This is a genomic window from Salegentibacter agarivorans, from assembly GCF_900113135.1.
Classification (GTDB): Bacteria; Bacteroidota; Bacteroidia; order Flavobacteriales; family Flavobacteriaceae; genus Salegentibacter; species Salegentibacter agarivorans.
In genome coordinates, this window is sequence record NZ_FOOH01000007.1 from 85,932 (window position 1) to 100,767 (window position 14,836).

A 14,836-nucleotide genomic window follows, 5' to 3' on the forward strand; every position below is an offset into this window, starting at 1 on the left:
TATTTAAAAATTATAAAGCAGGTTTCGATAATTGAAAAGGCTTAACATCAAAGGATGTGTGATTTTTGAAAAAACCATATCTCTCTTGAATGTTAGCTTCTCTACCTAATAATTGCTCCCATTCCTTTAAAATAAATGCCTCATCGGTCCTTTGGACGTCATCCAGGAAAATACTGGCTTGGTCTAAAGTTAGTTTTCTTAGAAAAGGAATTGCTGAATACCTAGCATAAGGAGTACTTCCACCAAATGGGCCATCTACTAAAATAAGATCAAATTTTTCCTCCCCAGTAAAAGTTTTTTCTAAAATTTGAATATCGTACCAGGTTTCCTGTTCTTCTAAGGAATAATTATCCGGAACTTTGGCTAGTGGAGCATATATTACCTTTACATAATCAGAAACACTATGTATTTGTAGCTGTCTTTTCAATTCATTTGCCCATTTTTCATCTGATTCCACGCTGTAAAAAACAGCATCTGATTTTAAAACTTTTAATAATTTTGCAATATAAAACGTTGAAGCTCCTGAACCGAATTCAATAATGCATTTTCGCTTATTAATACTAATATCATTTAGAACGTGAAGAATAGTACTTGGAGAAATTGCCCATCCCGAAAACGGTATAAAACAATCCTCGCTATATAGTTGCTTAAGCTGGCTATCATTAAATAAAACCTGCTGATTTTGATGTTGTTGGTCCCTAAGAAGTCTAACTCTAACATCAATAAATCTTTTTATTTTATTTTTTATATTGTTGATCATTATTTATAATATCTTAAATAAAATCCAGTTCCTACTTTTTGGAGTGCATTTTTCACTTGTTCATCTTCTACTGAGTTTTTAATATCATATTTACCTCTATTAGTAACAATATTGGAAAATTTAAAGTCTGGCGAAATGCCGAATTTATTTTTTATTATTTCATTCATATCTTCTTGAATGTTTTCTAACTTTATCACCTCAACACGCTCCTTTTTTAAATCTTTGAGTTGATTTTCTATACGTGTATTTACGTAATCCCAATACCATGTACACTTTTCTAGACGTGAATAATTTTTCCATTCCGCAGAAGACATTGCACCAATTTTATCTCCTTTCAACCTAAATTGACCAAAATTATTTTCAATCCTATTATCTTTTTCTGTATACCAACCTCTTGGCAAAAAGGATTGAACAGAATCATAAGGGTTACGCATTAAATGTATAAATAAAGAGTTTGGAAAATAGTCTGATAAAAATTCAACCAAATTCCACATTCTGTGGTCTGAATGTATTAGTACCTGTTTTTTTTTCCCTTCCCACTTTCTTTTTCTAAATATCGATTTAAGTTCATTATAAACTTCGATTTTAGTATTAGGATTTTCTGCTAACTTTGTACTTAATTTAATTAGCTCTGGTATAACTTCATGAAAAGCCGTAAACTTTTGATGCTGATTGAACATTCTTGTAATGCTGGTAGAACCACATCTACCTGTACTTAATACAAAAACAATTTTTTCTCTTCTTTTTTTTCGATAAGAAGATTTAAAAAAAATAATGATTTTTTTCTTCAACCTAAATAGAAAAGATTTGATTCTTTTTATTGCCATCTAAAATCTATATAAAATCCTCTTTTGTTAGGAGCAGGTAATTTGCCTGAACCATAAAAATCCCCATTTTCTACAGTAAGCTTTCCTAGCTCCTTTAAATTTTCAATCATTATGTTAGCTTCTAACATACCTGTATTATATGTATACACACCTGTGCTTAAAGGCCATTTATTAATTATCAACACTCCTTCCCCAGTTTCATTAGAATATTTTTTATTTACAACGTCGCTTCTACAAGCGAATAGAAACTTTTCATAAACATCATAAAATGCTATCGAAAGAGATGTTTTATTTCCTGTAGGATTTTTATATTTTATTCTTATTCTTACTTCCTGTCCTATTTGGACAGTATTAATTAGTTTATTTTCCTTGTCCAAAAATTCTACTTTATAAATACCTTTTTGCTTATCTAGATCATAAAAATTCAGATCTTTTTTGTGTTGGTTTTTATTATTAAGATAAAAATCAATAGAGTCTCTAGTGCGACCTTTAAAAACAGATTTCCCATCCTCCAACACGATACCTCTTGTACACAAACTATTAACACTCGCCATATTATGACTTACAAAAAGCACTGTTCTCCCCTCACCAGTAGAAAGGTCCTGCATCTTGCCTATGGCCTTTTTTTGGAATTCAGCGTCACCCACCGCTAACACCTCATCTACCACTAAGATTTCCGGTTCAAGATGTGCGGCAACTGCAAAACCTAAACGTACCGTCATACCACTACTATACCTTTTTACCGGGGTATCTATATATTTTTCGCAACCGGAAAAAGCGATGATCTCATCTAATTTAGTTTTAATTTCTGCTTTAGACATTCCTAATACAGCTCCATTCATAAAGATATTTTCCCGGCCGGTCAGCTCACCATGAAATCCAGTCCCCACTTCCAGTAAAGAAGCTATTCTACCTTTGGTTTTAATTGAGCCTGTAGTTGGAGCAGTAACCCTGGAAAGGAGTTTTAGCAAGGTAGACTTCCCAGCTCCGTTTTTACCAATGATCCCGAGTACCTCTCCTTGTTTAACTTCAAAATTTATATCGCGCAAAGCCCATACATAATCTTCAGTAGCTTTAGCACTCCTATCGTTTACACCACCAACTTTTAAGTATGGATCTTCTTTGCCTCGAATCTGGTGCCACCACCGGTTTACATCGTGCTGTAAACTGCCGGTACCAACAGTACCTAGACGGTATTGTTTAGAAATATTTTCAGCTTTTAAAATAATATTCATCAAATTCCTACAAAATGGTTAATTCTTTACAGCAGATATTATTCCGGAAATGGAATCAAGATTTCTTGAAAAAACAGTAAAGTTATTTTCTCTTAAGACATCCTCTAATGGTTCAGCTTTGAAATCGTGCCATTCTAAAATAATAATATCTATATGATTTAATAGACTATTAGAACTTAATCTATTCATTATTTCATATTCTGCACCCTCACAATCCATCTTAATTACTATTTTGTAATCTCTATTGTCTTTTATAATGGGATTCAAAACTTTATCAACATCCTTTATTTGTACTTTTCTAATTTCAGGACTTTCACGATTAGTGTGGCTGGGACTTAATTTTCCTCTTATCCCACTATTCCCTTTGACGGATTTGTTGTACAAAAAATTTTCTTCCCTATCTTCTGCACCTAATCCATAATTATTAAATTCCGCTATTTTAGTTATATTATTTTCTTTAAAATTCTTCCTCGCTAGGTCGTAGGTATCTCTTACGGGTTCAAAAGCATAAATTCTTTGGATATAATCAAACTGCGAAAAATACATTGAAGCTATTCCTATATTAGCACCTATATCAATTAAAACACACTTTTCTTTTATTATAAACTTATACTCTTCATCGATAAAAATTTCCTTTAAAATCAAAAATTCCTCCTGACTCTCAATATAAAAGGTAAGATCTTCAAAACAGACTTTAAGACTATTTTCGGCATCAGTTATACTTAAATCTGGAAATTTATTAGCTAAAAGATTTATATACTTATAGGAATAGAGCAGTAAATTTTTATGGATTTCAACCTCAAATTTTTCTAACTTTCCTCTAATTTCTTGCTCCCTATTTTTCTTGTTATAAAAAGTATAACCTAATCTATTTATTGCTTTATAAATAAGCTTTTTCATGGGAGACTTTGTTAGGTTGAGAATATAATTTCAACTGTATCTATATTTTTTTCTCGGTGCGGTTAATCCTAGTAGTAAAAGTATAACCAAAACCGTTTAAGTTATTATAAGCATAGGTATCAAGACAAAAATATTTGATTATTTTTAATCCTGGTAATTTTCAGTAATAATTATAGATCCTATATCAATAAAACTTTCCTCAAGCTTCAAATGTAAGAATGTTATTTAACTCTATCTCCTATCTTCTATTTTCACCTCTGGTCTTTACCATCTATTGGCTTTTAAAGAAAAAACTTAATATTCAAAACCTATTTATTCTTATTGCCAGTTATTTCTTTTATGCCTGCTGGGATTATCGCTTTCTTGTACTAATTATATTTAGTACCCTGGTAGACTTTTTTGTAGGAATTCAACTAAACAAACAGAAAACCCCTGGCAAGCGGCGCTACTTATTGGCAATAAGCATATTTACAAATCTCTCTCTTTTAGGCTTCTTTAAATATTATAATTTTTTTATAGATAGCTGGGTTGAATTCACATCTATCATAGGCTTGAACATTAATTTTAATACGCTTAATATAATATTGCCGGTAGGTATCTCCTTCTATACTTTCCAGACACTAAGCTATACTATAGACATATATAAACAGCGCATTAAACCTACCAAAGACCTGATCGCCTTTAGTGCATTCGTCTCTTTTTTTCCACAATTAGTAGCAGGCCCCATAGAGCGTGCGTCCAGCTTGCTTCCCCAGTTTAAAAAAATGAGAAATTTCAATTTTATTCAGGCAAGAAGCGGGATAGAACTTATAATTTGGGGACTTTTCCAAAAAATAGTGATCGCAGATAATTGTGCCACATATGTAAATACAATTTTTACAAATTATGAAAATTTGAATTCTTTAAGTCTTATTCTGGGAGCTGTATATTTCGCTTTCCAGATCTATGGAGATTTTGCAGGCTACTCCAATATTGCTATTGGTAGTGCCAGGTTACTGGGGTTCGACCTTATGCAAAACTTTAATTATCCCTATTTTTCTAAAAACCTGGGAGAATTCTGGCGAAGATGGCATATCTCGCTTTCTACCTGGTTTCGCGATTATGTTTTTATTCCTCTAGGGGGTTCCAGACTCAGTCGTAATAAAACAATTCGTAATATTAGTATCGTTTTCCTGATTAGCGGTTTATGGCATGGAGCTAACTGGACTTTTATCTTTTGGGGTGCTATACACGCGCTTTTTTATATACCGCTCCTTTTTGTGAAGAAAAACACTCATCACTCAAGGTCTTCTATTTCAGTTCATTTTAAAGACTTTTTGAAAATTTCAGGCACATTTATAACAATATGTTTAGCCTGGATATTTTTCCGTTCTCCCACAATAAATACTAGCTTTGACTATCTAAAGCGTATGTTCACCAATATGAATTTCCAGTTGCAATACCTCACTATAGAGCGCTATAATATAGAAATGATGATTCTTATAATTCTTTTTGTAGGTATAGAATGGTTTTCTCAACAAAAAGAACAGCCTATCTATGGCAAGTACAGGTTGCTGAAAACAACCTCAATTCTATTTTTCATTCTTGTCTTTGGGGTTTATTCTGAACATTCCGATTTTATTTATTTCCAATTCTAAATGAAAAGATTTATTGCCTACATACTCTCGATTTTAATTGCTTTAATGTTCTTACTTTTCACATTAGATCAGCTATATAGTTATGTCTATAAGAATGGGTTACCCAGGAATAAAATATCATATCTAATGTCTTTAGAAGGGAAAGAGATTGATTATATTTTCCTCGGATCTTCCAGAGTAGACAATACAATTGATGCGGAAATAATTGAAGATATTACTGGAAAAAAGGCTTTAAATCTTGGGATTCAAGCGACTGAACCGAATGATTTTTATTTACTATTAAAATTAATTGATGAACTAAATATTAAAACGGAAAAGATATTTATTCAGATAGACTATAGTTTTGATTTGGGCGGGAAATCTAAGATTCTCAACAGTTATCTAATGCCTTATACCCAAAATGCTCATATAAGTAATCATCTGGAAGAAACCACTGACGACTATTGGTGGGTTATAAACTTTCCATTTTATAAATATCTTAAATATGACTATAAGATTGGTTTTAGAGAAGTTTTTAGTTCAGGCATTCAGAAACCTTCAAAAACAGACTTTGCAAATGGTTATTTTCCAAAGTATGGCTATAGTGGAGTTCCTCTAAAGGGGAAACTTTCAAAATCTATTGGAAATTTAAATACCTATGTAAATGCTATAAATAATTTTTCCAATAAGAAAAATATAAATGTAATTTACTTTACAGCGCCTTTTTGTCCTAAAACTAAAAATCTTGATTATATATCTAAACTTAAAAGAAAGCTACCTACACTTTGGAATTTTTCCAGACTATTTAGTACCGAAGATTACTTTTATGATTGTAACCACCTAAACAACAAAGGAGCTCAACTCTTTTCTGCAAAAGTTGGCGCAAAAATAAAATCTATAGAATCAGCCAAAGTGGACTAAAGTTTGAATTGACTAAAAAAATTCAACCCTTCACTCTTCACGTAGAACACTTCACTCCTCATCACTTTTAAACAGTATCAATAAAATTCTTTTCCGTTCGGTTAAAAATTATTAACCCCAGCAGAAAAAGTACAATTGAAACCACTAAAGTATATAAAAAGCCAGGCCAGGTAAATGTGCCCGTATCCAATACCATATACCTAAAGCCTTCAATAATTTGCGTTAAGGGGTTGTATTTTACTAACCAGGCCCAGTCGGGCATTTTTTCGGAAACTTCACTTAAAGGATAAGGCACGGCAGAGATATACATTAATAAAGTAGTGGCAAAACCTACCAACACCGTCAAATCCCGGTATTTTGTGGTTAATGCAGAAATCGTCATTCCCGCCCCAAGTCCCAGTAAAGCCATCATTAACACATAAACCGGAAACAAGAGTAGATTAGAATTAGGACTTAACTCAACTCCATTAAATAGAAAATAGAAATAGAAAATAATTAAAATCAGTAACTGGATTCCGAATTTAAACAAATTGGAAATTACCGTTTTTAAAGGCATAATTACTCGTGGAAAATAGACCTTTCCAAAAATACCTGCATTGGCTGTAAAGGTATTAGAGGTTCCGCTAAGACACTGATTAAAATAATTCCAGGCGGTTATTCCTGTAAGGTTAAAAAGAAAGGAAGGCACATTTCCTGTAGGAATACTTGCAATATTATTAAAAACAAGAGTGAAGATTATCGAGGTAAATAGCGGCTGGATAAAATACCAAAGCGGCCCTAAAATGGTTTGCTTATAAACCGTGACTATATCCCTTTTCACAAAAAGAATCAACAGGTCACGATACCGCCAGATCTCCTTAAAATTAAGATCGATCAGCTTTCGCTTTGGGGTGATTTCGTATAGCCAGTCGTTGTTTTCTGTCAAGGTGTTTTGGGAAAATTTTTCAGCAACGAAATTAAGGATTTTTAATTAGTTATTAGTCGGTAGGTTTTTTCTAACATCTAATATATAATATAGTGTGAGATTCTGATTAGCTTTAGCGGAACAAGAAGCATTCTAACTACGCAAAAACCCTTCCGTCACATCGAAGATGTGCCACCTTCCCTTGAAAAAGGGAAGGAGCTTTTATTCCTGATCTCGAAATAAGCAACAAAATATTAAAAAATCCATGGATTCGTGGCAAAACATCAGCAAACTACTTCGGAGCAAGCTCACGAAGCACTATTATTGAAAATATAATTTGATTTCGAGGCAAGCCTCGGAGTTTTCAATCTAGATTATCAAGTAAAAGCATCATTGCGATGGAGGGACGACTGAAGCAATCTCTTTATTCGAAAACTTTCAATCATAAGATTACCACGCTCCTGCGTCGCTCGTAATGACGAGAAACAAGAACCAGGAATAAAGAACAAAGACTAAATATTCGTGGATTCGTGGCGTAAAAAAAGTCGCTAGACTTTAGTCTTTAGACGGTAGTTCTTATGGTTCTAACGACTAATCATTACAGACTAAAAACTCTTATTTCTTCAAATATTGCTTCAAACTACTAATCATTTTGGAAAGTTCGGCTAGTTTTATTCGCTTCGCTCATTATTGTATTATTAGTAAAGAGTGAGGAGTGAAGAGATGAAAATATAAAATAATATATTCATTACTTTTTGTTTAAATAATTTCTGAAACCCAGCAATAACTTACGAACTTCTGTAGCTGACTCAAAGATGATATCTTCTTCATTTATATATTCTAACCTCACCGCAATAAGTAATTGAGTTTCTATTTCGGCAATTGAACCAATTGCAACATTGATAAAATAAAGTAGTTCTTTATTACCCTTTCTGGCTGCTCCTTCAGCAATATTCGAAGGAATTGAAACTGAAGCTCGTCTAAGCTGATTTGTCAAGCCATAAATTTCTGAAGAAGGAAAATTAGAAGTCACCTTATAAATCTCTTCCACCAAATCCATACTCCTTTTCCAAACATCCAGATCTTTATGATTCATCTTGTTATTTATTTATTTCTCTTCACACTTCACCATTCACGCTTAACCAACTATTCGAAATTTCGCATCGCTTTCTTCCACCAGCGTTTGAATTTCCGGGTGGGATCAGATTTTTCTACGTAGCCTTTAGAATACCGGTTATATCCGTAGCCGTAACCATAGCCGTAGCCGTAACCATAGCCGTAGCCATAACCATATTTAGCACGGTGAACAAAGTGGTTTAATACAAAACTGATGTTCTTAATTTCCCCTTTACCGTATTTCTCGTTTATAGACTCCAGCATGCCACGCTTGGTGTAATCCTGGCGCACCAGATAAATTGTAGCATCGGCATGTTTCACCAGATTTAAAGCATCGGCAACCATCCCAATAGGTGGCGTATCCAGGATAATATAGTCGTATTTCTGCTTTAATTCTTCCATCAGCTTATCCATTTGCTCGTTGATAAGCAACTCTGATGGATTTGGCGGTACCGGCCCGGCGGTAATTACATCTAGATATGGAATCTTACTTTGCTGAATAATCTCATCACTACTCGCCTGGTCTATCAAATAATTCACAACTCCTAAATCGTTATTCAATTGGAAATCATCGAAGATCTTCGGCTTTCTTAAATCGACCCCAACCAGCACCGTTTTTCGTTCACTAAGAGCAAAAACCGTTGCGAGGTTCATTGCGCAAAAAGTCTTTCCCTCTCCCGAAACTGAAGAAGTAATCAGCAAAGTTTTGGAACCTGTAACACCCTGTTTTTTATACATAAACTGAAGACTGGAACGCAAACCTCTGAAACCTTCCGAAATAGATGATTTTGGATTATTAAAAACGACCAGATTAGAATCGGTTTTACTTTTTCCTATCATACCAAGAATAGGAATTGGAGATAAACGCGTTACTTCCTGTGCATTATGAATATTGGTATTCATAAAAACTAGCAGGAATACAAAAGTTAAGGGAATTACGCCCCCAACCAGCACAGCCATAACATAATTTAGCTGGGTATTCGGGCCAATTTGCCCACCACCGGTATCTTTAGCCGAATCGATCACCATCACATCACTTACATTCGCAGCTTTTATTAGTCCGGCTTCGCTCCTCTTCTCAAGAAACATATTATAAGATTTCTCGTTAAGGCTGTAACGGCGCTGAATTTTAAGTAGATCCTGTTCTTCCTGCGGAAGTTTACTTATCTCAGATTCCAGTTGGGCGATTTGTCGGTTAATATCCTGCTGCTCCTCCCTCAACAAACCTCTTGAAGAACTGATATTCTCCAGCAAAATTGATTTAACCGAATTGATTTGCCGATCTATATCGTCAAAAACCGGGGAATTCTCTTTAAGTGAATACTGATAATTACTTCTTTCTTCTGCCAGGCCAATAATTCTGGATACACCACTGGCAATACTTCCTTCTGAGATCCCCGCTACAGAAGGCGCTGGCACATTGGAGTAATCATTTCGGGTTTCCAGGTAATTTCTTAAGGTTTCGTAATAAGAAAGTTGCCGCCTGATGTCTTCTTTTCTAAGGTCTAAAGCTGAGAGCCTGTCGGAAAGCTGGGAACTTTCCGCAGAAATATCCATTATTGCATTTTCATTCCTGAATTGATTCAGCTCTGCTTCAACTAATTTTAATGCTTCAGATTGTACTGCTAAACTGGAATCTATAAATCGAATGGTTTTGGTTGCAAAAAGGTTTTTCCGCGCCAGCATATTTTCACTAAGTACACGAACGGTTCCATTGAGATAATCTACAATCCGGTCTTTATTTCCACCGGTTTGATTCATTTTTAGCACAGAGGACCCCTGAGATTCGGGACTTACATTTACATTTCGATATCTCCCTACTGCCGAGTCAAAATTCATAAAACTTACGTAAAAAGGGGTGCCGGCTTGTAAAGGTTGATCTACTCTAAGGATAGTTCCATTGAAAAAAGGAAGCCTTACCTGTTCCCCTGATTTATAATTCTTACTGAACTCTTTAGGATCTACCTCGCGGTAAGTTTTTTCTTTAGTCTTATAATTCTGAAGACTTACACTCGCCGGTACATTCGCTTTTAAATTATAGGTTACCGAATCTATAAAGGTAATTGTCATCGTCACATTTGTAGCCTGGGCCTTTGCCGTATCTGCCACCACTGTGAATGGGGTGCTGCCATAAGCATCTATACGTTGATATTCGCCTTCTTTTAAATATTGAGTATAAAACTGAAGTTCCTCTACCACCTCTTCGTTATGCGACCGCGATCGCAAGATGGTCATCGCCGTATTTACCTTATCTGAAGTTCCTCCCCAGTTAAAAGTTAAACTGGTATTACTGGTAAAAAATGGATTCTGATCGTCTTTTATAGAAATGGAATTTCCAAGATTATAAACCGGTAATTTCCTTACATTATTGTAGTAAGCAACTGCCAAACTAATCCCTACCGAAAGCAAAATAAGCTTCCAGTAACTTATAACTTTTAGTACAAAACCTTTAAAATCGAAGGTTGAGCCAACATCTGATATGTGATCGTCTTCGTGCGCCATTTAAATCCTGCTAAATAATAAGATGGTTGTGGTTACAAAAGATAATATGGTAACTGTTGTTCTAAATATTTCTAATCCGGTTGTCCCCAATCCCAGCGCCTTTTGTGGCAAAGCATTTACCAAAATAAGATCGTTAGGTTGTATATAATAATATTCACTTTGGGTCGCTTCAATATCGGTTAGATCTATTTTATGAACTTCTTCGCCATATGGATATTGCCTTATAATCTTTACATTTTCCATATCCCCATATTCGGAAATTCCCCCGGCGTTTGCCACGGCCTCCATGATGGTTACTTTTTCTTTATAAATTACCTGGCTGCCGGTACCAATTTCTCCAAGCGTAGTGTATCGTATCCCTGCCAGTTTTACCGTCACAAATAGATTTGCTTCCTCTTTAAAGTAATTTTCTAACAATAAGTTTTCTATTTTCTCTCTTATTTCCCTTTCGGTATAACCTAAAACGTTTACTTCTCCCAGAGTAGGCACACGAATATTCCCGTGATCATCTACTGTAAACCCATCAAAATAAACGCGCTCTTCAGTCGTGGCATTATTATTAGCTTCCCCAACGGGATTAAACATACCCACAAGTTCCTGGTCCAGGGTTTTCACCCGAATACTTAAAAGGTCGCCGGTTTGGATGCGATATGGTTTTTTTAGTTGCTGAATCTGGATAATACTATCCATTTCCCGGTCCTTACGCTGCAGGTAAGTTGTTTTTTTAGTAGAAATACAAGACGAGAAACTTAAAACTCCCGCCATTAAGATTAAAATGAGATAGTATCTTTTCAGCATATTTTGCTATTGATTCGGGATATCAAGATGATTTAAATCGACCAACGCACATTTCCACAGCGAGCCAGCATCTTAATTTAGATAGTTTTAACAAATATAGTTTTTGTAGGCTAATAATAAAATTAAGTCGCAATTTTCCTTTTATTTTGCACAAAACTCAAGTCTGTGAATTATTTAAGTGTAGAGAATATTGCTAAAGCCTACGGGGAACGCGTGTTATTTGAAGATATTTCCTTCGGAATCAATGAAGGACAAAAAGTAGGATTTATAGCTAAAAACGGAACCGGAAAAACTTCGCTTCTGGATATCCTGGCAGGTTTCGATGCGCCAGATGCGGGTAAAGTGGTGTATAGGAAGGATATCACTACTGCATTTCTTCCGCAGGAACCCAATTTAGATCCGAATTTAACGGTAGAGGAAACTATATTTTCTTCAGATAATGAAATTCTGAATATTATAAACCGCTACGAAAAAGCACTTAAAAATCCTGATGATGCTGAAGCTTATCAAAAAGCTTTTGAAGAAATGGACGCTGCGCAAGCCTGGGATTTTGAAACCCAGTACAAACAAATTTTGTTTAAACTGAAACTGGATGATCTTTCTAAAGAGGTGAAATTTCTATCAGGCGGACAAAAAAAGCGACTTGCTCTTACCGTGATGTTACTCCAAAAACCAAACTTCATAATAATGGATGAGCCTACCAACCATCTGGATCTGGATATGATCGAGTGGCTGGAGGAATATTTCAAAAAAGAGAATTTCACCATTTTTATGGTAACTCACGACAGGTATTTCCTGGAACGGGTTTGCAACGAGATCGTTGAGCTTGATCACGGTAATCTCTACACCTATAAAGGGAATTATGGCTATTACCTGGATAAAAAAGATGCAAGGATGGCCCAGGAAGCCACTAATACCGAAAAAGCCAAACAGCTTTACAAAAAAGAACTGGAATGGATGCGTCGCCAACCCAAAGCGCGTACCACGAAATCCAAATCCAGGATAGACGATTTCCAGGATATTAAAGACCGGGCTCATAAACGCCGACAGGATCACGAAGTGCAGCTGGAGTTAAATATGGAACGCCTGGGCAGCAAAATTGTGGAACTTCATAATATCGGCAAGTCTTTTCAGGATAAACAACTGCTGGAAAACTTCAGTTATAATTTCAAACGGGGTGAACGCATTGGTATTATTGGAAAAAACGGTACTGGAAAATCAACTTTCCTAAATATTCTAACCGGAGGAATTAAACCCGATACTGGCAAAGTAGTTATTGGGGAAACCATAAAATTCGGTTACTACACTCAATCTGGAATTAATATTAAACCCGGTCAAAAAGTTATTGAGGTGATTCGGGAGTTTGGCGATTATATTCCTTTGAAAAAGGGTCGGCAAATTTCGGCACAACAACTTTTAGAGCGCTTTTTATTCGACCGAAAAAAACAATACGATTTTGTTGAAAAATTAAGTGGCGGTGAGCGAAAACGACTTTATCTCTGCACAGTGCTTATTCAAAATCCCAACTTCCTGATTCTCGATGAACCTACAAACGATCTTGATATCGTTACGCTGAATGTATTGGAAAGCTTCCTGTTAGACTTCCCGGGATGCTTATTAGTGGTTTCCCACGACAGGTATTTTATGGATAAGATTGTTGATCACCTTTTCGTGTTTCAGGGAAATGCAGAAGTCCAGGATTTTCCAGGAAATTACACCGATTATCGTGCATATGAAGATAGCGCCATTATAGAAGCCAGGGAAGAAACTTCCGAAAACGATAATAATAAGAAAGATTGGAAAAAGACCAGTTCCGGTACTAAACTAAGTTATAACGAACAAAAAGAGTTTGGAAAACTGGAAAAAGAAATCGCAAAACTGGAGCAGAAAAAAGAGAAATTTCAGCAAAAATTCTTAGAAGATCTGGATCCAGATGAAATTAAAGAAAACTCAATAAAACTCCAGGAAATTGATGATGCCATAGAAACCAAAACCGAACGCTGGTTTGAGCTTGGGGCGAAGGCGGAGTAGTTTCAGTTGGCAGTTTTTAGTGGCAGTAAGCAGTATTACACTAAAAAATTTGGACAGTCTGAAATGAAATTTTGTTTGTATAAATTATCTAATAGTTTAAAAAATCGTCAAGCTGAATTTATTTCAGCTTCTAACTTGATAGAATTATCCTCATCTTAGATCCTGAAATAAATTCAGGATGACGGAAATGTCGCTTTTCCAACTGTTCAAATTAAAATATAGTAACTTAAGCAAACTACCTCTGGTGAGGTCCAGGAGATAGTTTTCACAAATAAATTGATTTCGAGATAAGCATTTGAGTTCTTAAATCTGAATTAATAAAAAAATAATATACCAGAAACTCTGCAATTAAAATCCTACATAAAATTCCTTCTAAAATCCCAAAATCAGCACGGATTGCATTCGCCGTTTGTGTATGATTTGGTGACGAATTGTTTTTATGATAAAAAGAAATACAACGAATATAAGCTGTTAAAGCAGTACCGAAAAGATCTTCTGAAAAATAACACCACTATTCAGGTAACCGATTTTGGTGCCGGGAGTCGAGTGTTTACCTCTAATAAACGTACAATTTCAGCGATTGCTAAAAATGTGGGGATTCCGAAGAAAAGAGCCAGGTTTTTATTTCGTTTGGTTAATTATTTAAGCTGTAAAAATAATCTTGAATTAGGTACTTCCCTGGGAATAGGTGCTGCTGCTCTGGCTGCAAATAAAAAAAGTAACTTATTAAGTATTGAAGGTTGCCCCCAAACCGCCGAAGTAGCACGGAAACAACTGAAAAAATTCAATATTAAAAATGTAAAACTAACTGTTGGGGAGTTTGAAGAAATTCTTTCTAAAATCGTGACCCAACCTGAGGAAAAAAGTAAAACTTCCAAAGATTCTCAAGGACATCAACAACAAACAAAAAACAATAAACACCAAACAACCTTCGATCTTATTTATTTCGATGGACATCACACCAAAAAAGCTACCTTAAAATATTTTCAACAATTATTATCAAGCGCTCATAATAGTTCAGTTTTTGTTTTTGATGATATTCACTGGTCTGCAGAGATGGAAGAAGCCTGGGAAGAAATTAAAGCGCACCCTAAAGTAAGAGTAACTATTGACACATTTTTCCTCGGACTTGTATTTTTTAGAAAAGAACAGGCTAAACAGCATTTTACAATAAGGTTGTAACAAAAAGGGCAAAGCAGCGTCCTATAAACACAAAATTATTTTGG

At 35.0% G+C, this 14,836-nt stretch carries 12 protein-coding genes; 4 read left to right on the forward strand and 8 right to left on the reverse strand.

Annotation, left to right across the window (positions count from 1 at the left end; all coding sequences use genetic code 11):
- Positions 1–10: 10 nt before the first annotated feature.
- From BM084_RS06885 to BM084_RS06900, 4 genes are read right to left on the reverse strand one after another with little or no spacing between them, the layout of a single operon-like run.
- Positions 11–760, reverse strand: coding sequence for an O-methyltransferase (locus tag BM084_RS06885; RefSeq protein WP_075325951.1), 750 nt, complete (start codon positions 758–760; stop codon positions 11–13).
- Positions 760–1,587, reverse strand: a complete 828-nt coding sequence (locus BM084_RS06890) for a sulfotransferase (RefSeq protein WP_075325950.1) — start codon at positions 1,585–1,587, stop codon at positions 760–762. Before BM084_RS06890 ends, BM084_RS06885 begins: the two co-directional genes overlap by 1 nt.
- Positions 1,578–2,822 (reverse strand): ABC transporter ATP-binding protein, encoded by a 1,245-nt coding sequence (locus BM084_RS06895; RefSeq protein WP_075325949.1) that lies wholly within the window; start codon positions 2,820–2,822, stop codon positions 1,578–1,580. Before BM084_RS06895 ends, BM084_RS06890 begins: the two co-directional genes overlap by 10 nt.
- Positions 2,823–2,840: 18 nt before the next feature.
- Complete coding sequence (locus tag BM084_RS06900) at positions 2,841–3,722, reverse strand: FkbM family methyltransferase (protein ID WP_075325948.1); 882 nt, start codon at positions 3,720–3,722, stop codon at positions 2,841–2,843.
- Between the two features lie 218 nt (positions 3,723–3,940).
- Here BM084_RS06900 and BM084_RS06905 point away from each other — a divergent pair, with 218 nt between their 5' ends.
- Both BM084_RS06905 and BM084_RS06910 read left to right on the forward strand, forming a co-directional pair.
- Positions 3,941–5,359: an MBOAT family O-acyltransferase gene (locus BM084_RS06905; protein WP_093303846.1), complete on the forward strand. Its 1,419-nt coding sequence runs from the start codon at positions 3,941–3,943 to the stop codon at positions 5,357–5,359.
- A gap of 126 nt (positions 5,360–5,485) precedes the next feature.
- Positions 5,486–6,259, forward strand: coding sequence for a hypothetical protein (locus BM084_RS06910; RefSeq protein ID WP_143083628.1), 774 nt, complete (start codon positions 5,486–5,488; stop codon positions 6,257–6,259).
- Between the two features lie 67 nt (positions 6,260–6,326).
- On the opposite strand, the gene BM084_RS06915 is transcribed toward BM084_RS06910, so the two are convergent.
- From BM084_RS06915 to BM084_RS06930, 4 genes are all read right to left on the reverse strand, one after another.
- Positions 6,327–7,184, reverse strand: a complete 858-nt coding sequence (locus BM084_RS06915; protein WP_075325945.1) for an ABC transporter permease — start codon at positions 7,182–7,184, stop codon at positions 6,327–6,329.
- A gap of 727 nt (positions 7,185–7,911) precedes the next feature.
- Entirely contained in the window at positions 7,912–8,259 is a 348-nt protein-coding gene (locus BM084_RS06920) for a four helix bundle protein (protein WP_075325944.1), read from the reverse strand.
- Between the two features lie 50 nt (positions 8,260–8,309).
- Entirely contained in the window at positions 8,310–10,781 is a 2,472-nt protein-coding gene (locus BM084_RS06925) for a polysaccharide biosynthesis tyrosine autokinase (RefSeq protein ID WP_093303849.1), read from the reverse strand.
- Positions 10,782–11,579 (reverse strand): polysaccharide biosynthesis/export family protein, encoded by a 798-nt coding sequence (locus BM084_RS06930; RefSeq protein WP_245764350.1) that lies wholly within the window; start codon positions 11,577–11,579, stop codon positions 10,782–10,784. It abuts the gene before it with no gap.
- 165 nt (positions 11,580–11,744) lie between these two features.
- Here BM084_RS06930 and BM084_RS06935 point away from each other — a divergent pair, with 165 nt between their 5' ends.
- Both BM084_RS06935 and BM084_RS06940 read left to right on the forward strand, forming a co-directional pair.
- Positions 11,745–13,610, forward strand: coding sequence for an ABC-F family ATP-binding cassette domain-containing protein (locus tag BM084_RS06935; protein ID WP_093303852.1), 1,866 nt, complete (start codon positions 11,745–11,747; stop codon positions 13,608–13,610).
- Positions 13,611–14,006: 396 nt separating this feature from the next.
- The gene (locus BM084_RS06940; RefSeq protein ID WP_245764351.1) at positions 14,007–14,792 is read left to right on the forward strand and encodes an O-methyltransferase; all 786 of its coding nucleotides are present in this window, start codon (positions 14,007–14,009) and stop codon (positions 14,790–14,792) included.
- Positions 14,793–14,836 lie beyond the last annotated feature (44 nt).